At 35.7% G+C, this 21,307-nt stretch carries 19 protein-coding genes; 12 read left to right on the top strand and 7 right to left on the bottom strand.

The window, feature by feature from the left end:
- Window position 1: 1 nt before the first annotated feature.
- Window positions 2-622, bottom strand: coding sequence for an MBL fold metallo-hydrolase (locus BLT22_RS07065; RefSeq protein ID WP_236048800.1), 621 nt, complete (start codon window positions 620-622; stop codon window positions 2-4).
- Between the two features lie 174 nt (window positions 623-796).
- On the opposite strand from BLT22_RS07065, the gene BLT22_RS07060 reads away from it, so the two are divergent.
- A complete protein-coding gene (locus BLT22_RS07060) occupies window positions 797-1,267 on the top strand; it encodes a Dps family protein (RefSeq protein WP_087057827.1) in 471 nt (156 codons plus the stop codon).
- A 73-nt stretch (window positions 1,268-1,340) separates the two neighbouring features.
- Here the strand turns inward: BLT22_RS07060 and BLT22_RS07055 are convergent, their stop codons facing one another.
- The gene (locus BLT22_RS07055) at window positions 1,341-2,807 is read right to left on the bottom strand and encodes an amidase (RefSeq protein ID WP_091761975.1); all 1,467 of its coding nucleotides are present in this window, start codon (window positions 2,805-2,807) and stop codon (window positions 1,341-1,343) included.
- A gap of 391 nt (window positions 2,808-3,198) precedes the next feature.
- On the opposite strand from BLT22_RS07055, the gene tsaE reads away from it, so the two are divergent.
- Window positions 3,199-3,675: a tRNA (adenosine(37)-N6)-threonylcarbamoyltransferase complex ATPase subunit type 1 TsaE gene (gene tsaE / locus BLT22_RS07050; protein WP_091761973.1), complete on the top strand. Its 477-nt coding sequence runs from the start codon at window positions 3,199-3,201 to the stop codon at window positions 3,673-3,675.
- Window positions 3,659-4,177: a GNAT family N-acetyltransferase gene (locus tag BLT22_RS07045; protein ID WP_087060274.1), complete on the top strand. Its 519-nt coding sequence runs from the start codon at window positions 3,659-3,661 to the stop codon at window positions 4,175-4,177. Before tsaE ends, BLT22_RS07045 begins: the two co-directional genes overlap by 17 nt.
- A 288-nt stretch (window positions 4,178-4,465) precedes the next feature.
- Here the strand turns inward: BLT22_RS07045 and BLT22_RS07040 are convergent, their stop codons facing one another.
- Complete coding sequence (locus tag BLT22_RS07040) at window positions 4,466-4,996, bottom strand: 3'-5' exonuclease (RefSeq protein ID WP_091761971.1); 531 nt, start codon at window positions 4,994-4,996, stop codon at window positions 4,466-4,468.
- A 272-nt stretch (window positions 4,997-5,268) separates the two neighbouring features.
- Here BLT22_RS07040 and glyA point away from each other — a divergent pair, with 272 nt between their 5' ends.
- Both glyA and BLT22_RS07030 read left to right on the top strand, forming a co-directional pair.
- Window positions 5,269-6,492: a serine hydroxymethyltransferase gene (glyA, locus tag BLT22_RS07035; RefSeq protein ID WP_371861793.1), complete on the top strand. Its 1,224-nt coding sequence runs from the start codon at window positions 5,269-5,271 to the stop codon at window positions 6,490-6,492.
- 206 nt (window positions 6,493-6,698) lie between these two features.
- Window positions 6,699-8,114, top strand: a complete 1,416-nt coding sequence (locus BLT22_RS07030) for a 6-phospho-beta-glucosidase (RefSeq protein ID WP_087060268.1) — start codon at window positions 6,699-6,701, stop codon at window positions 8,112-8,114.
- Between the two features lie 63 nt (window positions 8,115-8,177).
- On the opposite strand, the gene BLT22_RS07025 is transcribed toward BLT22_RS07030, so the two are convergent.
- From BLT22_RS07025 to BLT22_RS07015, 3 genes are all read right to left on the bottom strand, one after another.
- A complete protein-coding gene (locus tag BLT22_RS07025) occupies window positions 8,178-8,792 on the bottom strand; it encodes a lysozyme inhibitor LprI family protein (RefSeq protein WP_091761967.1) in 615 nt (204 codons plus the stop codon).
- Between the two features lie 185 nt (window positions 8,793-8,977).
- Window positions 8,978-11,623: a cation-translocating P-type ATPase gene (locus BLT22_RS07020; protein WP_091761965.1), complete on the bottom strand. Its 2,646-nt coding sequence runs from the start codon at window positions 11,621-11,623 to the stop codon at window positions 8,978-8,980.
- Window positions 11,624-11,879: 256 nt separating this feature from the next.
- Entirely contained in the window at window positions 11,880-12,179 is a 300-nt protein-coding gene (locus tag BLT22_RS07015; RefSeq protein WP_091761963.1) for a helix-turn-helix domain-containing protein, read from the bottom strand.
- Between the two features lie 203 nt (window positions 12,180-12,382).
- Between BLT22_RS07015 and BLT22_RS07010 the strand changes: the two genes are divergently transcribed.
- Entirely contained in the window at window positions 12,383-13,984 is a 1,602-nt protein-coding gene (locus BLT22_RS07010) for a SulP family inorganic anion transporter (RefSeq protein ID WP_091761961.1), read from the top strand.
- 44 nt (window positions 13,985-14,028) lie between these two features.
- Here BLT22_RS07010 and BLT22_RS07005 read toward each other — a convergent pair whose 3' ends face one another.
- Window positions 14,029-14,784 (bottom strand): exodeoxyribonuclease III, encoded by a 756-nt coding sequence (locus tag BLT22_RS07005; RefSeq protein ID WP_091761959.1) that lies wholly within the window; start codon window positions 14,782-14,784, stop codon window positions 14,029-14,031.
- Window positions 14,785-15,041: 257 nt separating this feature from the next.
- Between BLT22_RS07005 and murB the strand changes: the two genes are divergently transcribed.
- The 6 genes from murB to BLT22_RS06975 all read left to right on the top strand — a co-directional run bounded on the left by murB (window position 15,042) and on the right by BLT22_RS06975 (window position 21,294).
- Window positions 15,042-16,049 carry a UDP-N-acetylmuramate dehydrogenase gene (murB, locus tag BLT22_RS07000; protein WP_091761957.1) on the top strand — a complete coding sequence of 336 codons (1,008 nt, stop codon included), beginning with the start codon at window positions 15,042-15,044 and terminating at the stop codon, window positions 16,047-16,049.
- A gap of 145 nt (window positions 16,050-16,194) precedes the next feature.
- Window positions 16,195-17,109 (top strand): Gfo/Idh/MocA family protein, encoded by a 915-nt coding sequence (locus BLT22_RS06995; protein ID WP_091761955.1) that lies wholly within the window; start codon window positions 16,195-16,197, stop codon window positions 17,107-17,109.
- 373 nt (window positions 17,110-17,482) lie between these two features.
- Window positions 17,483-18,580: an ABC transporter ATP-binding protein gene (locus BLT22_RS06990; RefSeq protein WP_091762026.1), complete on the top strand. Its 1,098-nt coding sequence runs from the start codon at window positions 17,483-17,485 to the stop codon at window positions 18,578-18,580.
- On the top strand, window positions 18,570-19,382 hold the full coding sequence (locus tag BLT22_RS06985; RefSeq protein ID WP_091761953.1) for an ABC transporter permease: 813 nt from the start codon (window positions 18,570-18,572) through the stop codon (window positions 19,380-19,382). Before BLT22_RS06990 ends, BLT22_RS06985 begins: the two co-directional genes overlap by 11 nt.
- On the top strand, window positions 19,379-20,218 hold the full coding sequence (locus BLT22_RS06980; protein ID WP_091761951.1) for an ABC transporter permease: 840 nt from the start codon (window positions 19,379-19,381) through the stop codon (window positions 20,216-20,218). Before BLT22_RS06985 ends, BLT22_RS06980 begins: the two co-directional genes overlap by 4 nt.
- Window positions 20,218-21,294 carry an ABC transporter substrate-binding protein gene (locus BLT22_RS06975; protein ID WP_091761949.1) on the top strand — a complete coding sequence of 359 codons (1,077 nt, stop codon included), beginning with the start codon at window positions 20,218-20,220 and terminating at the stop codon, window positions 21,292-21,294. Before BLT22_RS06980 ends, BLT22_RS06975 begins: the two co-directional genes overlap by 1 nt.
- Window positions 21,295-21,307 lie beyond the last annotated feature (13 nt).

Below are 21,307 nucleotides of genomic sequence, written 5' to 3'. Positions count from 1 at the left end.
ATCATTTAAAATAAGGATTTGTATGTTTCTCATAACCAATCGTCGTATCTCGCCCGTGACCAGGGTAAACGGCGTAATCATCAGGTAAAGAAAATAAGTGTTCTCTTATACCATCCAGTAAAATCTCAGGCTGACTTCCGGGAAGGTCTGTTCTACCCACGCTCCCTTTGAATAAGGCATCTCCTGAGATAACAAATCTATCATCATGAAAAATAAAGCTCACACCACCTGGAGAATGCCCCGGAGTAGGGACAACTTCAAAAGTAAATCCGTTGATCGTCAATTTTTCACTTGGGGTAAAAAATTCTTCAGCAGGATTTGCAGTTACACTAAAGGGATTGCTAAAAGATAAGTTTTTAACGGGATCCCCTAGCCAGTCTTTTTCTTTAGGACTAATATACACGGGTACATCATAGTCGACACGAATATCCTCAAGAGAACCGATATGATCAAAATGTGCATGTGTTAACAAGATAGCGATTGGCCGTACACCTAACTCTTCAATTTCATTTTTTATTTTACTTGTTTCATCGCCAGGGTCGATAATGAGTGCGATAGTATCTTTATATACGATATAACAATTTTCTTCAATTGTTCCAGTAACGATTTGTCGTACTTGTATCATTTAGAATTCCTCCACAAAGACAGTTTAAGGGTTAGAAAAGACCAAGTGATCTCTTTGATCCTTTACATTATATCGAATAATGATTGAGCTGTCGAAGGAAGACAAAATATTAGACTTTGTGATTAATAAAGCATATAGTAATAATAGAATATATTTATAGGAGGAAGTACAATGGCAAATGAAAAAGTAAAAGAATATCTCAATACATTAGTCGCTACTCAAGGATTGTTTTATGTGAAGCTTCATCAAGCTCATTGGTATATTAAGGGTCCAAATTTTTTCTCATTGCATCCTAAACTAGAAGAACTATATGATGATTTAACTGTTCAAATGGATGATATGGCAGAAAGACTTCTTTCTATTGGTGGAGAGCCTTATTCAACCTTAAAAGAATTTATAGATCATTCATTGATTAAAGAATCTATTGATGATAAAAACTTATCTGAAAAAGAAATGATTCATAGTGTAATTGCCGACTTTGAAATATTGAGAGATGAGCTTTCAAGTGGCATAAAATTAACAGACGAAGAACATGATGGTGTATCAAACGATATGTTGATTTCCCAAAAAACAGAAGTAGATAAAACGATTTGGATGCTACAGGCATATATGGGACATGCAGCCTTAGAAGACAAAAAGTAGAAATAAATAAGTAATAAGAAAGAACATTTCAAGGGTATAAGTCCTTGAAATGTTCTTTTTTTAGCGAGGGATTCTAAATAAATAAGTTGTCTTGTTCCATCTGATAACCAATTTGTAGTAAAAGGTCTTCTTGTCCTTTAGGTGCTGTAAGCTGTATACCAAGGGGTAATCCTTGTTCAGTCAAATAAGTAGGTAAGCTGATGGCAGGTTGTCCAGTTAAATTGGCATGTTGGGAGAAAGGCGTAATATCCCAACTTTTTGAGAACATATCCCAGATAATGTTTTGCGCTTCGTTCGATGTATAATCTTGTGTATGGCGCATTTTATCTTTAAGATTATTAGACCAATATTTACGGTTTAAATCGGGTGCGGTGTCTGCTGTGGCAGGTTCTAATAATAAGTCATACTCTTGGTGGAAAGCATGATACTCTTCAGCTGCATGATCCCAATTGGCAAGCGCGTTAGAATAAGCTGCAGCTGGTAGTTTTTTCCCAGCTTGGAGTAATGTCCAGGTCAATAATTCCATGTCATCAATTGTAAACGGTCTGTTATAACTTTGTTCAAGATTCTCAAAAAGCGCTGCTGTTTCTCCAGCGTTCATTGCATAATAGCTTTCCATAAGCTTTATTGTATCAATATTTGGTTTAGCTTCCTCAACGTGATGACCATTTGACTCAAACCAAGAAGCGGCTTGTTTTACAGATTGAATTGCATCTGTTGAAATAGAATGGAGACTAGGAGACTTTAAATTAAATGCAATTTTTAAAGGTCTGTTTAATGGGTTAGCAAAAACATTTTGATAACCGAGATTAAATAAGGGGGTTTGAAAAGCAGCTTGTGGTTGGACAACTTGAAGGACATCTAATAACGCAGCCGTATCACGAATGGATTTAGTCAATGCAAAGCTAATTGCTGCGCCTTGCCAGTTTCTTCCACTTCCCGGCCCTATAGGTGTTCGTCCACGAGTCGGTTTTAAGCCAATCAATCCTGTAAAAGAAGCTGGGATTCGAATGGATCCTCCGCCATCACTTGCACCGGCTAGAGGGACCATATTAGAGGCAACGGCTGCAGCAGCTCCTCCGCTTGATCCTCCCGGACTGTAATGGTTATTCCAAGGGTTTTTAGCTGGACCATATAATTCGGGATTGGTAATATTGGTAAATCCAAATTCTGGTACATTAGTATGACCGATCGGAATAAAGCCAGCCAGTTCTAAAGTCTTCACAAAATGTGCTGTATGTTTTGCCTTTACGTTTTTGAGGATACGAGAGCCAGAAGTTGCTGGCTCATCTTTTAGGTTCTGACCTAGTCCTTTTAAAAGTATAGGAACTCCCCCGAAAGGAAGAGAATCAAAGTGGCGAGTGTTTGCTTCATACAAGGCCTCCGTTTTTCTAGTAGAGGTTACAGCGTTTAAAGTTGGATTATGTTTTTCGATTTGTTTAAAGCTTTCTGTGATTAATTCTTCTGGAGAAGCTTCTTTGTTTTTTATGAGTTCGGCATAATATAAACCATCATGCTTTCGATTGAATAATGTCGGCATAAGTCATCTTCTTTCTAGAATAATAATAACTTTATGATACTGTGCAGAAGAGAAAATAAGAAGAAATATATTGAAATTCCTCCTTTTTTCTAACAAAGAAAATAATTATAGAGTAAAAAGCATTATTTAAAAACAATATTGTATTTGGGATGTAGTGCCTCTTTAAAAGAATTGTTTAAGGGTCTACTATTTCACTATTCGATTTTTCAATAATAAGGTTTGAGAATTTAACTAAGATTATTCATTTTTTTTTTACTTTAACAGTATAAAATAAAGTTTATGAATAAAATAGATTAATATATATTGGAATAAGTGATGTTATGCATAGGTAATAGGATTTCAAATACAGATATGGTAAAATAATTTCAAATTAGGTAAAGGAAGAATTCGTATGACTAAGGTATTTGAAACAAATGGAGAAGCTGAAACAAAAGCATTAGCTTCTAGATTGGCTCAGCTTGTAAAATCCGGTATGACCATTCTATTGGAAGGGGAATTGGGTGCTGGAAAAACTACCTTTACTAAAGGGTTTGCTGAAGGCCTTGGAATTGAAAGAATTATTAAGAGCCCCACTTATACGCTTATTAGAGAGTATACACAAGGCCGGTTGCCACTTTATCATATGGATTTATATCGTCTGGAAAATACTGGAGCGGAAGAAATGGGATTGGATGAATACTTTGATGGTGAAGGCATTTGTATAGTTGAATGGGGATCTGTAGTGGAAGAGGAATTACCACAAAATCACCTATTGATTCAAATGGATACCTCTTTAATAGATATTAATCAGCGGACATTGACAATGTCTGCTGTAGGAGAAGTTTATGAAAAAGTATTGAAGGAGTTAGAAGATGAGAGAAAAGATTGAGATTGGTATTAGAGAAGCTATTCCAACAGATGCAAAAGCTTTACTGAATTGTCTAGAAAAAACAGCTTTGCAAACGGGATTTATGACAATGGGAGAAGAAGGATCAGGATTAACTGTAGAGGAAGAAAGTCGCTATATTGCTAAACTCTATGATTCTCCAAATAATTGCCTAATTGTTGCCTTATTAGATGATAAAATTATTGGAATGGCATCGATCCATGCATCAGATAAACCTAAGATCAATCATATAGGAGAACTGGGTATAGTAGTGGATAAAGAGTACTGGGGATTTAAAATCGGTACAGAACTGCTTGAGGAAGTTCTAAGATGGGCTGAAGATTCAGAGACAATTAATCGAATTGAATTAAAAGTCCAGCAAAGAAATGAACGGGCGATCCATTTATATGAAAAATATGGGTTTGAACTAGAGGGTGTCATGCAAAGAGGGGTTAGAGACGATGGAGAATTCTTGCCGGTTTGTATGATGTCGAAATTAATTTGATTTAGCCTTGAAATGAGGATTTTATAGTAATTCGAGCCCACTTGAGTTTGTGAGCTATACGAAAATCCAGGTTGCATCGAACTCGCAAGTAGAACCCCGCCATGAGCAAGACGGAAATCCAGGTTGCATCACACTCGCAAGTAGAACCAGTCCTGAGCTATATCCCCATATTCTTATACTATAAAAGAATAGGCTGACAAACAATCACAGTATGTATGAAGATTATATTTAAAGAGGATTTAAAATACCCCTCAATGAGATTATCCTGAATCTCATTGAGGGGTATTTTCATGAATATTTCACTAAACTTTTCAATGCTTTTGTACCGTATTCTTTTTCCTGATTGATTAAAATTTTAGCACAAGCTCTGGCGTCATCTAGTGCATGATGGTGATTTAATGGAATCCCATAATGAGCGGCAACAGTATTTAATTTATGATTAGGCAGCTGCTTCAATAATCTTCTTGATGATTGAACCGTACATAGTGTTTGGAAAGTTGGTTGTTCAACACCATAATAGTTCAAGGTTCCCTGTAGGATTCTTTTATCAAACGGCATATTATGTGCAATCACGAGTTGTTCTGCTGTGAAGTAGGAAGACATGTCTTCCCAAATTTCTGGAAAATACGGAGAGTGCAGTACATCTTGTTCTCGAATACCATGTATGCGAATATTTGTTGCATCAAACCACGTATCAGGTTTAATTAAGGAATAATATTCATCCACGATTTGATTGTTCCTAACAATAGTAAGGGCTACGGAGCAAGCACTGTGAGTCTGTCGGTTTGCTGTTTCAAAATCAATTGCCGTAAAATTCATGAGTTCACTACCTTTTCTAGAATGAGGGGCTAAGGTTTTTCAAATATTTAATTAAACGAACGTGCATTCCTATAAAGTATACCATGAATTTGACAGGTTTCAATAGTTAAACAATTTAAAATATTCTACTAAAGGTTCTGTTTTTAAATAGGAATTCTAATTTCTATACCCGAATAATTTTGTTTTTTCAATGAGAAATTTTCAAGATTATAAGTCTGAATCGTTTCACCTATGCTATACTCTTTTTATATCACAAGAAGGAGTTGTGTACATTGAATTTTGACCAAGAGATATTTGACGCTATAGAACAAGAAAAAAAGAGACAAGAAGAAAATATTGAGCTGATTGCTTCCGAGAACTTTGTATCAGAAGAAGTAATGAAGGCACAAGGAAGCGTATTGACCAATAAGTATGCAGAAGGATATCCAGGTAAAAGATATTATGGTGGATGTGAATTTGTAGATATCGTTGAGAACTTAGCTATTGAACGAGTAAAAGAGTTGTTTGGTGCTGAATATGCAAATGTCCAACCACATTCAGGATCTCAAGCAAATATGGCTATTTTCCAGACTTTCTTAGAACCTGGAGATACTTATATGGGGATGGACTTGAATCACGGTGGGCACTTGACCCATGGATCAAAAGTGAATTTCAGTGGAAAGTTATACAACGTTGTGGCATATGGTGTGGATAAAGAAACGGAAACTATTGATTTCGAACAAGTTCGTGAACTGGCTTTGGAGCACAAACCGAAATTGATCATTACAGGCTATAGTGCTTATCCTAGAGAAATTAATTTCCAGAAATTCAGAGAAATTGCAGATGAAGTAGGGGCAATTTTAATGGTCGATATGGCTCATATAGCAGGATTAGTGGCTACTGGAGAACACCCAAATCCAGTTCCTTATGCCGATGTTGTAACAAGTACAACGCATAAGACACTAAGAGGTCCACGAGGCGGCTTGATTTTGGCTAAAGAAGAATATGCTAAACGCTTGAACAGTGCCATATTCCCAGGTATCCAAGGTGGCCCACTTGAACATGTGATTGCCGCAAAGGCAGTTGCGTTCAAAGAAGCATTACAACCTGGATTTAAAACATACGCGCAACAAATTATTAAAAATGCTAAAGCTATGGCTGAAGTATTCAATGAGTCTAAAGGTCGCGTAATCAGTGGTGGAACAGATAATCACTTGCTCTTATTAGAAGTAACTAACTTTGATATGAATGGAAAACAAGCAGAGACATTACTAGATAAAGTAGGAATTACCGTTAATAAAAATACAATACCATTTGAAACGTTAAGTCCATTCAAGACCAGTGGGATTCGTATTGGAACCCCAGCAATTACTACAAGAGGATTTGATGAAGCCGCAAGTAGAAAAGTTGCTGAATTAATAGTCGAAACCTTGGAAAATAAAGATAATGATGAAGTATTAGTCGAAATTAAAACAGCTGTACGTAAATTAACTAAACAATTCTCACTATATAAATAACTCAAGACTATTAAGAACAAGCTGGTAGAACTTAAACTGTGCTTGTTCTTTTTATCTATTCATTAGGAAGGTCTTATATGTAAAAAGAAAAAATAAATAAATTTTTCTTAGAAGCTTGCATGTAAACCATTACATAGAATACAGTATAGATGTAAATAATTGAAAGCGTTTCTAAAACGTTGTATATTTTAGGGAGGAAAGTTCAAATGGCAAAAGATGGATTAAAAATCGTTACAATTGGTGGAGGATCAAGTTACACACCCGAATTAATTGAAGGATATATTTTACGTAAAGAAGAACTTCCAATTAAAGAAATTGTTCTGGTAGACATTGAAGATGGTAAAGAAAAACTTGAAATCGTTGGGGCTATGGCTAAGCGAATGGTAGAAGCGGCAGGTCTTGACTGGACTGTAACCTTAACATTAGACCGTAAGACAGCTTTAAAAGATGCTGACTTTGTTACAACTCAATTTCGCGTAGGTTTGCTGAATGCGCGTGTGAAAGATGAAAGAATTCCACTGTCTCACGGGATTTTAGGCCAAGAAACAAATGGAGCTGGGGGAATTTTCAAAGCATTCCGTACTATTCCAGTTATTCTGGACATTATTGAAGATATGAAAGTACAGTGTCCGGATGCATGGCTAGTCAATTTTACGAATCCTGCTGGTATGGTAACGGAAGCCGCTATTAAACAAGGTGGTTGGGAAAAAACAGTCGGATTATGCAATGTACCGATCGGTCATGTTAAAACAGCTTCAGAAAAATTAGGATTACCAAAAGAAGATCTATTCTTCAAGTTTGCAGGAATTAACCACTTCCACTGGCATAAAGTCTGGGATAAATCGGGGAAAGAGCGTACAGATGAATTGATTGACTTGATTTATGGACCGAATCAGAATGAAGATGACAATCATTTGAAAAATATTCACAGTGCATTATTCCACTATGAACAAATTCAAGATTTGCATATGCTACCTTGTGGATACCATCGTTACTATTATATTGAAGATGAAATGTTGGAACATTCAATTGAAGAATTTAAAAATGGAGAAACAAGAGCACAAGTTGTTAAGGAAACAGAAGCTCGCTTGTTTGAATTATACAAAGATCCGAAACTAGATCATAAACCAGAAGAACTATCCCAACGTGGCGGAACTCATTATAGTGATGCAGCATGTGAAATTATTGCTTCAATCCAAAATGATAAACATACTGAGATGGTTGTTTCAACTAAGAATAATGGAACAATTACTGATTTGCCATATGACTGTGCAGTTGAAGTATCAGGTGTTGTAACGGCTCACGGATTTGAACCATACAACTGGGGTGAATTCCCTAACGCTGGAGCACGAGGGATCATCCAGAATATGAAAGGAATGGAAGAAACAGTCATTAGAGCTGCGATTGAAGGGAACTACGGTGCTGCTCTGCAAGCCTTCACTGTCAATCCGTTGATTCCAGGCGGAACAATTGCTAAAACGGTTCTCGATGAAATGCTTTACGCACATAAAGAATACCTTCCACAATTCGCTGAAAAAATTAGAGATATTGAAGAAAATCAACCTGAAACAGTTCAGTATGTTGATGAATTAATGAAAACAAACGTTAAAGAAAAAGTATAAAAAATTGTGAAAAGCCTGAAGATTTTAAAATCTTCAGGCTTTTCGTTGTTTTCAAGTAAAATACTACATATATTTTTTTACTAATTCAAAGCATCTATCCATTGTTAAGTTATTTTCAACAGCTACGTATTCAAGCTGTTCTTGAGTACTCCCTTTGTATTTTAAAGAAGCTTCTTTTGAAGTTTGATCACGATATTTAATCCATTCACGCTGTTCCACTCTTAAGGATTCCATAGCTTCAGTAGAAAGCTGATTTTCTAAGATACCGTAAATTTCATTCAAAAGTCCGTTCCAAGTATCGAAAAGGGTTCCTTCAATTCCTTTCATAGCATATGTAGAAGAGTCAGAAGGATTTGCCCTTAGTTCTTTTGTATTTTCTTTTTCCTCTTCAAGTTTTGCCATATAATCATCTTTTAGTCTAGTAGTTTGGTTAGAATCAGCTGCTACATCGTGAGACGTCGAACTTGATTTGTTTTTTGTATTATCAGATGTTTTTGAACTTATAGCTTCTGCTTCAGTCGCATTAAGCTTTCGTTCAACTGTGTCTTTTTCCTCCTTCTGTTGGGTCTCGTCTGTCTGATTCTTGGAATCAATCGTTTGGGTATCCTGTTGACAAGCTGAAAGGAATAAGGAAGCGGGGACTGCTACACTTAATAAAAATGCTTTAGAATGTTTCATATACTCTCTCCCAGGTATGTAATCTATTATTAACGAGTTTATATGTATATAATATTGTCTCTATTAACAGTTTAACATGTACTGTCCATTTTACTAGGATGTATAATAAAAAAAGCTATTGAAGAAATCAGAATGTGATTTCTCCAATAGCTATTAAAAGTAACTGTAGTAGCTAATAGTTAGAATTAATCAGCTAATTTTGATGGAAAGACAAGTTTTTTTAATTCTAGAATAATCGTAGTTGCTAATGCAAGACCGGCAGCGATTGACCATTCTGTTAGTCCAAAAGCATTTGGTATATTAAAGATTGGACGAACAACCGGCAGCATGGTGATCCCGTAAAGGGTCATACAGACTGCAAAAGCGCCCACTACATATTTATTTGAGAAGAACCCTGCTTGGAATGAAGTCTGAGTATTCGAACGAGCTGGGAATACTTGTAAAGTTCTTGATAAAATCAATGTTGTAAAGGCCATGGCAACACTGATTTCAGGTGAACCAAAATAGTAAATTCCAAGAGCTTGAGATATGATAACTGCAATACCAATGGTAAATCCTCTTAGGATAACCGACTGTAAGGTCTGACCAGTAAAAATCCCTTCGTTAGGATCTCTTGGGTTTTGTTTCATAATATGTGGTTCTTCTTTTTCCATTCCTAAAGCAATAGCTGGAATGGAGTCGTTCACCAAGTTGATAAACAATAATTGCAAAGCTGTGAATGGGTTGATCCAATTCATGAGTAAAGCGGCAATGATCGCAACAACAGCCCCTAAGTTACCAGAGAACAGGTAAGCAATGGCTTTTTTGATATTACTGAAAACATTTCGACCAACAGCAACAGCACTAACGATAGAAACGAAGTTATCATCTGTCAAAATCATAGCAGAAGCATCTTTTGACACATCTGTTCCGCTTCCCATTGCAATTCCGATGTCTGCTTGTTTAAGGGCAGGAGCATCATTTACCCCATCTCCTGTCATTGCAGTAATTTGATCTTTGTTTTGCCAAGCTTGAACAATTCTGATTTTATTTTCTGGTGTAACCCGTGCATAGACACTAATATGTTCTAACTTTTCCATTAGCTCTTCTTCAGATAAAGCATCTAGTTCTTGCCCAGTTAGAGCAATATCATCCTCTTTGAATAAGTTCAAATTAAGCGCAATGGCACGAGCCGTTGTTTTGTGGTCACCAGTAATCATAACTGTACGAATACCAGCTTCTGCGGCTTCTTTAATTGCCTGAGCAACTTCTTCTCTTGGTGGATCAATCATAGCTAGCAGCCCTACGAAAATAAGATCATTTTCATCTTCTAAATCTAACGTTTCTTTAGATAATGGTTTATAGGCAAACGCTAATACGCGGTAAGCTTGATTAGAATACTCTTCATTTTTTTCATAAAGTATTTTGGAATACTCGTCTGTCATTTCTACAACTTCGCCATTGATTAAGATTTTTGAGCAGCGTTTGAATAAGACATCCGGGCCACCTTTAGTTAGTAAAAGCTTCTCACCATCAATTTCATGTAAAGTAGACATCAATTTACGGCTGGAATCAAAAGGAAGTTCTTCAATTCTAGGAAATTTATTACGTAAATCAGAAAATGGCAGTCCAATTTTATTACTGTAATTAATTAGAGCAACTTCAGTTGGATCACCACTTGCTTCACCTTCTTCATTTAAAGAAGAGTCATTAGCTAGGACAGCAATCTGATTTAATCTATTTTCACCAATAGACCAAGCAGCTGGCTCAGATGAATAGAGTTCCTGTTCGTGTTTGGGAAGGTAGGCTTCCACCACAGTCATTTTATTCTGAGTTAATGTACCCGTTTTATCTGTACAAATGACTCCTGTTGATCCCAATGTTTCTACCGCAGGAAGTTTACGTATAATGGCATGTTTTTTAGCCATTTTGTTAGTTCCGACAGATAATACAATGGTTACGATAGATTGTAATGCTTCTGGAATAGCGGCAACAGCTACAGCAATAGCAAACATGAAAGCATTGAGCAACTCAATTTGAAGATCTTGAGGACCATTGCCAGAAAAAATCCTGAATGCTTGGATTGCAAAAATCAATACGGATAAACCGAGAATTACAAATCCTAACTTTTTGCTAAAGGATTCTAACTTACGTTGGAGTGGGGTTTGCTTAGCAGAAACGTTTTGTATTAGTTCAGCAACTTTTCCCATTTCGGTCTCTTTACCAATGCCAGTAACGACGTAACGAGCACGCCCATAAGTTACAAGTGTTCCACTGTAAACCATATTTTTTCGATCAGCTAAAGCAGTTTCTTCCTGAAGTATAGTCGCTTCTTTATCAGAAGGAACAGACTCACCAGTTAAAGCACCTTCTTCAACTTGTAAGGATTCAGCTTCTAGTAGACGACCGTCAGCTGGAATATTGTTTCCGGCCTCTAATATTACGATATCACCTACTACGATCTCCTTAGAAGGAACACTCTGTGTGCTATTGTTACGAACCACTGTAGCTGAAGGTGCTGCCATGTCTCTCAGTGAAGCTAAAGAATCCTCTGCTTTTCGAGTTTGAACGACACTTAAAATAGAATTGATAATCAGAACCGTAAGAATAATAATAGATTCGATTGTCTCTCCTAAAACGATTTGTATAATGGCAACAATCAGTAAAACGATAACCATAGGATCTTTGAAGCTGTCAATAAATAAAGAAAATAAGGATTGACGATCTTTTTGTTCTAATTCGTTATAGCCATGTTCCTCTTGTTTCTTCTTGACCTCTTCAGATGTTAAACCTTTGTCGGTCGTGTTTAAAGAAGATAAGACATCTTCGGGGGATTGCTGATAAAAATTCATTCATTTAATCCTTTCTCTTATGTTTCAGGGTCTCTAATAGATAGAAAAAGACGTATGCGGAGTTAGAAATTCTCCGCATACGTCTCACTATTTAATACAGCACCAGCAGATATGAAATATCTACGGTTGGTGGCACTGTAACAGTTTGCACTGCAAGTTACTCCCGTAAGCATATTTTATTGTCGAACTCATTATATAAAAGTATAAGTTTAAAAGCAAGGTATTTAAGTTACACATATTTTAAAATGAAACAAATTTATTTTTTTATCACTAAGCCATCTAAAAATTTCAATAGATCATACTGTTTCTCTTCTGGTAAAGATTGAATTAAAGAAATTAATTTCTTCTCGATGGGGCTGACTTCATCATTGAAAAATTCTGATAAACTGACATCTAATGCTTCACAAAGATGTTCTAGAGTCTTTAAAGATAGTTTAGTAGAGTTATGTTCGATTGCTGAAATGAATGAAGGAGAGATGTCGATTTTATGCGCTAATTCTTTAGCCGTCATATTTGAAGCTACTCTAAGTTCTTTGATTCTGGGTCCGATTTCCATAAAAGCACCTCGATTGAGTTTTTACATACTAGAGACATGATAGCATGAATAACGGGTGAAAAAAAGAGAACTCTCATAATGAAAACACTTAACAATTAACTTATTCACTTATAAGTGATTTTTTTATTGTTTTAAATAATTTATGTGTTAACATATTTAATTGCGGCTACTTGGATAGAATAGCTGAAAAAGGAGAGAATAGAATGGAAAATAATAATTTGTCGAAGAGGAATAAGTTTCGACTACTGCAATTTTTAAAAGATAATAAGTCAGCAGCTAAAAATGATGTATTATCAGGACTAACCGTTGCTTTGGCTCTGATTCCAGAATCAATCGCTTTTGCATTTGTAGCAGGGGTCAGTCCCATACTTAGTTTGCATACTGCTTTTATCATTGGATTGGTTGCGGCAATCTTTACCGGAAGACCTGGAATGATCAGTTCTTCTACAGCAGCAATGGCAGTTGTATTTGCATCATTAGTTGCAACACATGGGCTGGAATATCTATTTGCAACGGTATTGTTAGTGGGTGTTATTCAAGTCAGTATAGGACTTTTAAAATTAGGTAAATATGCAAGAATCATTCCATATCCAGTTATGCTAGGATTTTTAAATGGATTATCGATTGTAATTTTTATAGCTCAATTGGACCAATTTAAAGTCAATCAAGTAATGGAAGTGAATGGTGTATCTGTAACAGAATCAGTTTGGATGTCAGGGCTTGATCTGATACTCATGATTGCTTTTGTAGGATTTACAATGCTGATGATTCACTTTATTCCTAAATTCACCAAAGCAATTCCTTCAAGTTTGGTTGCAATCGTTGTAATGACGATCATTGCAGTTGTATTAGGATCATATGGTATTCATCTTCAGAATGTTCAAGACTTTGCCGGTATGGAAATTGTAGGAGGATTACCAGAGTTTCATAGTCCACAAGTACCTTTAAACCTTGAAACATTAAGTATTATTACCCCTTATGCTGTAATTGGCGGGTTAGTTGGACTGACAGAAGCGGTCTTAACCTTACAAGTGCTTGATGAAATGACAAATACAAGAGGAAGAACGAATAAGGAAATTATTGCACAAGGACTTGCTAATACCGTTAATGGGTTTTTCGGCGGTATGGGAGGAGATGCGATGATCGGTCAATCCATCATAAATATTAAGTCTGGCGGGAGACATCGCTTATCTGGAATTGTGGCTGCATCTGCGTTGATGTTTTTCATTATGTTTGGTTCAGGTTTCATTAATGCTATTCCTTTAGCTGGACTTGTTGGAGTAATGTTTATGGTTGTAGTTGGAACTTTTAAATGGGAAAGTTTACGATACAAGGGAAAAGTTCCTGCACAGGATATCCTTGTCGTGATAGTCGTATCTGTTATTACAATTTTTGCTGATTTAGCCACAGCAGTTATTGCAGGCGTTATTGTTTCAGCTTTAATTTTTGCCTGGGAAAAAGGGAAAGTTATATATGCTAATGTTGAAGAAACGAATGTCGGAGAAAAAACATATAAAATCAATGGTACATTATTTTTTGGATCTGTATTAAATTTCAAAGAACTTTTCGATGTTGATAATGACCCAGATAAAGTTATTCTAGATTTGAAATATGCTAAAGTTTCAGATTATTCGGCTGTTGAATCGATCAGCTCCATCACAAAGCGTTATGAAGATGCGGGTAAAACGTTTAAGATCGTTCGTCTTAGTGAAGATTGTAAGAGAATGTTCCATAATGCAAATGCCTTTACGTCTGTTGTGATAGATGAAGCTGAAGCTGAAATTATTGAATATCCATATGTATAAAAGCACAAAGACTTTATTGAATTTCTCAAGAAAGTCTTTTGTTTTTATAAGTCTATCTGTAGTTCCACTGGGCAATGATCTGAACCGGTATAGTCAGTATGGATCTTAGCATCTACTAATTTGTCTTCTAACTGTTTTGAAACTATAAAGTAATCAATACGCCATCCTGCATTTCGCTTTCTAGCTCCAAATCGGTAATTCCACCAAGAATAGATCTCTTCCTGGTCAGGATAAAAATAGCGGAAAGTATCTATAAATCCACTTTGCAAGAATGCTGTAAACTGAGAACGTTCTTCATCAGAAAATCCAGCACTGCTGCGATTGTTATCAGGATTTTTTAAGTCTATATCTTTATGAGCCACATTTAGATCTCCACATAAAATTACCGGTTTTACAGAATCAAGGGACCGAATATAAGCCTGAAAGTCTTTTTCCCAGCGTAAACGATAATCAATACGCTTCAATTCTGACTGAGAGTTAGGCGTATAGCAAGTAACAATGAAGTAATCATCATACTCTAAGGTGATTACTCTACCTTCTGAATCATGTTCATCAATACCGATTCCATAGATAACCTTTGTTGGATCATATTTAGTATAGATAGCTGTTCCAGAATACCCTTTTTTATCTGCATAATTCCAATAGGAAGTATATCCATCAAATTCCAAGTCGATTTGTCCTTCTTGCAGTTTGATTTCTTGTAAGCAGAAAAAATCAGCATCTAGATCTTTGAATTGATTCAGAAAATCTTTTTGAACAATTGCACGTAAGCCATTTACGTTCCAAGATATCAATTTCATAAGTAATTCCTCCAATATATGTTACTCTAATCATATCTAATTTAATCTGGAATGTAAAAACGAAAGATTAGAGTTGTACATTCATTAATGAATGATGATGTTTTAGAGTGAAAAGGTTGACGGTTTAGTTACAATTAGAATTATAACTATTACATATGGTATATTCATGTTAGAATAAAAAAAACTGATAATTTAGTTTTTCAGAAAATTGCCTACCAGACTAGAACGGATATTAATTGAGAGGAACGTAAAGATACATGGACTTAAAAATATTCCAACAAAAATTTAAAGATTCAATTATTAAAATAAATGAACCCTTAGCACATTATACTTATACAAAAACTGGTGGACCTGCAGATGCACTAGTATTCCCTAAAAGAAAAGAAGAAATCGCAGAAATCGTAACTTATATTCATGAAAAAAATTGGCCGTTGACCATTTTAGGGAATGCCAGTAATTTAATCGTTAAAGACGGTGGGATCCGTGGAGTCACACTGATTTTAACTGAAATGGATCAGATTTCTGTACATGAAAAGACTATCGTTGCACAAGCTGGTGCCGCTTTGATTGATGTTAGTAAGAAAGCTTCTGGTTTCAGTTTGAGCGGACTTGAATTTGCTTGCGGGATTCCCGGGAGTGTAGGTGGTGCTGTCTTCATGAATGCTGGAGCCTACGATGGAGAAGTTAAAGATGTCATTCAAAAAGTTACTGTACTATCTCGTACAGGAGAATTAAAAGAAGTAACAAATGAAGAAATGGAATTTGTTTATCGAAACAGCAAAATTCAGCAGACAGGTGATATCGTAATTGATGTGACATTTTTACTAAATGAAGGGGATCAAGAAAAAATTATCGAGCGTATGAATGAATTAACAATGCTTCGTACAACAAAACAACCTCTTGAATATCCTTCGTGCGGGTCAGTATTTAAACGTCCAACAGGCTACTTTACAGGTAAGCTTATTCAAGAAGCAGGGTTACAAGGGTTAGTTTGGGGTGGAGCTCAGATCTCTACAAAACATGCAGGTTTTATTGTAAATGTAAATCAGGCAACAGCAACAGATTATATTGAATTGATCGAACATATTAAAGAGGTTATTTTAGATAAAGACGATGTTCAATTAGAAACTGAAGTCCGCATTATTGGGGAAGATCCAACTGAAACCGAGATTGTACATGCGAAGAATATCATCAAAAAAGCTACAACAGAGTTCAAGAAGAAAATTAATGCTGAACAATCCGTTCAACTAGCTGATGAGCTTTAAATAAACGCATACAAGGAAGACTATTTTTAAAATAAAAATGTCTGATAGGTATGCTTTTATTATTTTATTATATTAAAACGCTTAAAATTCTATATAATATAAGAAGAAAGTAGAAAAGAATTATAAAATATTAGGAGGAAGTTAAATGAAAGTTGGCGTGATTGGATTAGGGACTATTGCACAAAAAGCCTATTTACCCATGATGATGACAGAACATCCAGAAGTAGAATGGCATTTGAGCACTAGAAATAAAGAAAAACTAGAAGTTTTAGGAGAAAAATATAGAATAAATGCTGAGCAATTACATACAGATTGGGAAGATCTATTGGATTTGGATATAGATGCTGTCTTTATTCACACTCCTACGACTACCCATGCTGAAATTATTCGTGCTATGCTTGAAAAAAGAATTGCAGTATTTGTGGATAAACCAATCAGTGATCGACTAGAGGAAACTAAAGAACTGATTAAACTATCTAAAAAGACAAATACTTTACTAATGACAGGATTCAATCGCAGATTTGCACCAAGAGTTAAAGAATTAAAAGAAATTCAGAATAAAAATATGATCTATTTTCAAAAAAATCAGGCTGATCAACCGACAAAAGCCTCAAGATATCGTATATATGATTTGATGATTCATCCAATAGATACAGCATTGCATATGGTAGACGGTCCAGTCAAAATTATTAATACAGGAATAGTGGGAACAAAAGATGCACTAAAAAGGGCATGGGTAATGCTGGAGTCAGAATCAGCTAATATAATGGTTTCAGTCAATACAGAATCAGGAGCGAGACTTGAAACGATGGAAGTCCAAAGCCCGGCAGCCACTATGCGCTTGGAAAATCTTACAGAATTTACAAAGTATGACGAATTCGGTATAGGCATTAAAACTTACGGGGATTGGGAAAATACACTGCTTAAAAGAGGATTTGCTCCAATGATTGATGCTTTCTTAGAAACCGTAGAAATAAGTGGAGAGAATCCAGTATCATTAGAAACGGTTTTACAGAGTCACGAAGTTTGTGAGAAAATTTTAGAAAATGCTGGGTTTTAATGAAGGGTTAAAATGAATTAACTACAAAGATTTATTTAAAGGAAATATCAGTTTTTTTTAAAATTAGCTTCAGTATTCTGTACAAGCGTGTAATAATAAATGAACCGTAAAGCGATCGTTCTACTTGAGCGATCGTTTTTTATAGCCTTCAATTGATCGCGCATTATTAAGCCGTTTAATGGAGAAAATAGCATTGAATTGTGAATGGGCGACTGTTGAATTGTAAAATATAATCTACAATAGCAATTGATTTTATTCTACGTAAAGATATAATTATATAGGTTTTACAAAAAGTAGATAAAGGGGAGTGTAAGCTGTGGCGGAAAATACCATTATTTCGTTTCAAAATGTTCACAAACAATTCGATGATAGCATGATTTTAAAAGATATTTCTTTTGATTTAGAGAAGGGTAAATTTTATACCTTGCTAGGTCCGTCAGGATGTGGAAAGTCAACAATCTTAAATTTGATTGCCGGTTTTACTCAAGCTACTTCAGGGGCTATTATTCTAGATGGCAAAAAAGTCAATATTCTGCCACCAAATAAACGGAAAGTTAATACTGTTTTTCAAGATTATGCTCTATTTCCTCATATGAACGTGTTTGACAATGTTGCGTTTGGTCTAAAGATTAAAAAAATACCTAAAAATCAAATTAAACAAAAAGTCATAGAAGCATTAAAATCTGTCCGCTTAACGGGGTTTGAAACAAGAGAGATTTCGGAAATGTCTGGTGGACAGCGTCAGCGAGTTGCGATTGCTAGGGCGCTTGTTAATGAGCCCGAAATACTATTGCTGGATGAGCCTTTATCAGCACTGGACTTAAAATTAAGGACAGAAATGCAGTATGAGTTAAGAGAACTGCAACAGCGATTGGGTATTACTTTTATTTTCGTTACTCATGATCAGGAAGAAGCTTTAGCCATGAGTGACAAGATTTTCGTTATGAAAGAAGGTGAGATCATTCAAAGTGGTACACCGATTGATATCTATGATGAACCCTTAAATAACTATGTAGCAGATTTCATTGGAGAGAGCAATATTGTAACTGGAAAAATGGTTAAGGATTATAAAGTTGAATTTGCTGGAAAAGTGTTTGACTGTGTAGATGGGGGTATGCATGTTGCAGAACAAGTAGAAATCGTGATTCGTCCTGAGGACTTAGTGATGACTAGACCAGCGCTTGGCAATCTGAAAGTGAAAGTTCAATCTCAATTATTCAGAGGGGTACATTACGAAATTATTGGAGAAGATCCAGAAGGAAATGAATGGATGGTCCATACAACGCGTAAAGCAGAAGTTGGTGATGAAGTAGGACTAGCATTTGAACCAAGAGATATTCATATTATGCGTATAGGAGAAACAGAAGAAGCTTTCAATACTCGTCTAGCAGAATATGCAATTAATAGTGGCACTAGTGTACAAGCCGCTATTGATATCGAAAAGGGAGTGGAGTTAAACTATGACGTCTAAGCAAAATAGAGTGCTCTTTTTCCCTTATTTTATCTGGATCGGTTTATTTGTTCTTATTCCAATCGGGTTACTTGTATATCAATCGTTTATTGGAATAGATGGAGCGTTTACATTTGATAATATTCTAACGTATTTCACTTCGGCTACGTATTTAATCATGACCTTACAATCATTTATTTACGCTTTTATCATTACGCTCATCACCTTTTGTATCAGTTATCCAACTGCTTACTTTTTAACACAAACAAAACGTAAAGACTTATGGATGCTTTTGTTAATTTTACCTACATGGATCAATGTATTGCTTAAAGCTTATGCGTTTATTGGTTTATTGAGCCAGGACGGTAGTATAAATGGATTTTTTGACTGGATCGGAATCGGTAGGCAGCAATTACTCTTTACCAATGCAAGTTTCCTGTTAGTTGCAACTTATATTGAAATTCCATTTATGCTCCTTCCTATATACAATGCAATTGAAGAGATCGATTCTACTTTGCTGCATGCTAGCCGCGATTTAGGAGCGAGTAGTTGGGACACTTTCAAAACGGTTGTTTTTCCCTTATCACTTTCAGGGGTAAGAAGTGGGATCCAAGTTGTATTCATTCCGTCGCTATCATTATTTATGTTAACAAGATTGATTGGTGGAAATCGAGTCGTTACTTTGGGAACAGCTATTGAACAGCATTTTCTTGTCACACAGAACTGGGGAATGGGTTCTACGATTGGTATCGTATTGATATTATTGATGATTATCATAATGCTGCTGACCTCTGGACGAAAAAAGGAGGCTCGTAAACAGTGAAAAAATTAAAATTTAGTTGGTCCAATGCCTATTTGTTTTTAATATTCGCTCTGCTTTATACGCCTATTATCTATTTAATCTATTATTCGTTTAATCAAGCTGGAACGATGAATGAGTTTACGGGCTTTACAACCGAACATTATGGAGCGCTTGCGAATGATACTCGATTGATTCGAATAGCCTTGGATACGTTTAGAGTCGCATTGCTTTCTTCTTTAATAGCTACAATTATTGGAACACTTGGCGCAATCGGTATTTTCTTCGTTAAACAGAGAAAAACGCAAGTGTCTTTATTAGGATTGAATAATGTTCTGCTTGTTTCTCCAGACGTAATTATAGGTGCTAGTTTTTTATTACTCTTTACCATGGCAGGATTTCGATTAGGATTCTATTCTGTATTGTTCTCACATATTGCATTCAGTATTCCTATTGTTGTTCTCATGGTGTTACCAAAATTACAAGAAATGAATCTGAATATGATTACCGCAGCAAAAGATTTAGGGGCCAATAACTGGCAAGTATTAAAGAGTGTCATTATTCCCAGTATTACCCCAGGAATATTAGCAGGATATTTTATGGCGTTTACCTATTCTATAGATGACTTTGCTGTGACATTCTTTGTAACTGGAAATGGGTTTGCTACACTATCAGTGGAAATTTATTCTAGAGCAAGACAAGGGATCAGCTTGGAAATTAATGCGCTAAGCACGATTTTATTTATCCTTGCATTAGGATTGGTTAGCGGATACTATTTTATTCAACAACAACAGCGAAACAGAAAACGTAAACTAACGAATATAGACCCTACAAATCATCAAAAGGCGGTGTCTCCTTAATGAAAAAGCTCATACAGTTAGCTGCAATGATTTTAGGTATTACTAGTATTTTGTATATTAGTAGTCTGTATGTAGATCGTTCGGAAGGCTCAGCAAGCTCGGATACGCTGAATATTTTTAACTGGGGAGACTATATCGATCCAGATTTGCTTGACCAATTTGAAGAAGAAACTGGGTATCGGGTAGTTTACGAGACTTTTGATTCAAACGAAGCCATGTATACAAAAGTACAGCAAGGTGGTACGGCCTATGATTTGGCCATACCGAGTGAGTATATGATCGATCGAATGATACAAGAAGAGTTAGTTCTTCCACTGGATCATTCAAAGATAGAGGGATTAGAGCATATTGATCCAGCCTTTTTAGACTTAGCTTTTGACCCAGATAACCAATATTCTATTCCTTATTTTTGGGGAACTTTAGGAATTGTCTATAATGATAAAATGATTGACGGGGAAGAAATAAAGTCGTGGAGTGATCTCTGGAAGTCTAAGTATAGAGAAGATATTATGCTAATTGATGGAGCAAGAGAGATTATCGGAATTGGACTACAGACAAAAGGGTACTCTTTAAACTCAAAAAATGATGAAGAACTGACTGAAGCATTTGAATTGTTGAAAGGTTTGGCACCAAATGTCAAAGCACTAGTAGCTGATGAAATCAAGATGTATATGATCCAAGAAGAAGCATCCATTGCGGTTACATTCTCCGGGGAAGCTGCAGATATGATGTGGGAAAATGAATCTCTGCATTATATACTCCCTGAAGAAGGGTCCAACCTATGGTTTGATAATATGGTTATTCCTAAAACAGCTCAAAATAAAGAAGCTGCATATGCTTTTATCAATTTTATGCTAGATCCAGAAGTGGCTGCACAAAATGCAGACTACATTGGATACAGCACACCTAATCAAGATGCTATGGCACTATTGCCAGAAGAAACCGTAAATGATGTACAATTTTATCCAACAGATGAAATGATGAAAAATCTTGAAGTCTATGAAAATATTGGCTTTGAGTATCTTGGAAAATATAATGATTTATTTTTAGAATTTAAAATGCTGAGAAGGGATTAAGTAATGAAAAAGC

It is taken from the genome of Marinilactibacillus psychrotolerans (assembly GCF_900101525.1).
GTDB classification, from domain to species: Bacteria; Bacillota; Bacilli; order Lactobacillales; family Carnobacteriaceae_A; genus Marinilactibacillus; species Marinilactibacillus psychrotolerans.
Note: the sequence above shows the minus strand (reverse complement) of the source record. Positions and strands in the feature narration are given on the sequence as shown.

Bases quoted from the DNA above. Each gene is read 5' to 3' on its own strand.
- BLT22_RS07060 (WP_087057827.1), top strand. From the start codon at position 797: ATGGCAAATGAAAAAGTAAAAGAATATCTCAATACATTAGTCGCTACT.
- BLT22_RS07055 (WP_091761975.1), bottom strand. From the start codon at position 2,807: ATGCCGACATTATTCAATCGAAAGCATGATGGTTTATATTATGCCGAA.
- tsaE (WP_091761973.1), top strand. From the start codon at position 3,199: ATGACTAAGGTATTTGAAACAAATGGAGAAGCTGAAACAAAAGCATTA.
- BLT22_RS07045 (WP_087060274.1), top strand. From the start codon at position 3,659: ATGAGAGAAAAGATTGAGATTGGTATTAGAGAAGCTATTCCAACAGAT.
- BLT22_RS07040 (WP_091761971.1), bottom strand. From the start codon at position 4,996: ATGAATTTTACGGCAATTGATTTTGAAACAGCAAACCGACAGACTCAC.
- BLT22_RS07030 (WP_087060268.1), top strand. From the start codon at position 6,699: ATGGCAAAAGATGGATTAAAAATCGTTACAATTGGTGGAGGATCAAGT.
- BLT22_RS07025 (WP_091761967.1), bottom strand. From the start codon at position 8,792: ATGAAACATTCTAAAGCATTTTTATTAAGTGTAGCAGTCCCCGCTTCC.
- BLT22_RS07020 (WP_091761965.1), bottom strand. From the start codon at position 11,623: ATGAATTTTTATCAGCAATCCCCCGAAGATGTCTTATCTTCTTTAAAC.
- BLT22_RS07015 (WP_091761963.1), bottom strand. From the start codon at position 12,179: ATGGAAATCGGACCCAGAATCAAAGAACTTAGAGTAGCTTCAAATATG.
- BLT22_RS07010 (WP_091761961.1), top strand. From the start codon at position 12,383: ATGGAAAATAATAATTTGTCGAAGAGGAATAAGTTTCGACTACTGCAA.
- BLT22_RS07005 (WP_091761959.1), bottom strand. From the start codon at position 14,784: ATGAAATTGATATCTTGGAACGTAAATGGCTTACGTGCAATTGTTCAA.
- murB (WP_091761957.1), top strand. From the start codon at position 15,042: ATGGACTTAAAAATATTCCAACAAAAATTTAAAGATTCAATTATTAAA.
- BLT22_RS06995 (WP_091761955.1), top strand. From the start codon at position 16,195: ATGAAAGTTGGCGTGATTGGATTAGGGACTATTGCACAAAAAGCCTAT.
- BLT22_RS06990 (WP_091762026.1), top strand. From the start codon at position 17,483: ATGATTTTAAAAGATATTTCTTTTGATTTAGAGAAGGGTAAATTTTAT.
- BLT22_RS06985 (WP_091761953.1), top strand. From the start codon at position 18,570: ATGACGTCTAAGCAAAATAGAGTGCTCTTTTTCCCTTATTTTATCTGG.
- BLT22_RS06975 (WP_091761949.1), top strand. From the start codon at position 20,218: ATGAAAAAGCTCATACAGTTAGCTGCAATGATTTTAGGTATTACTAGT.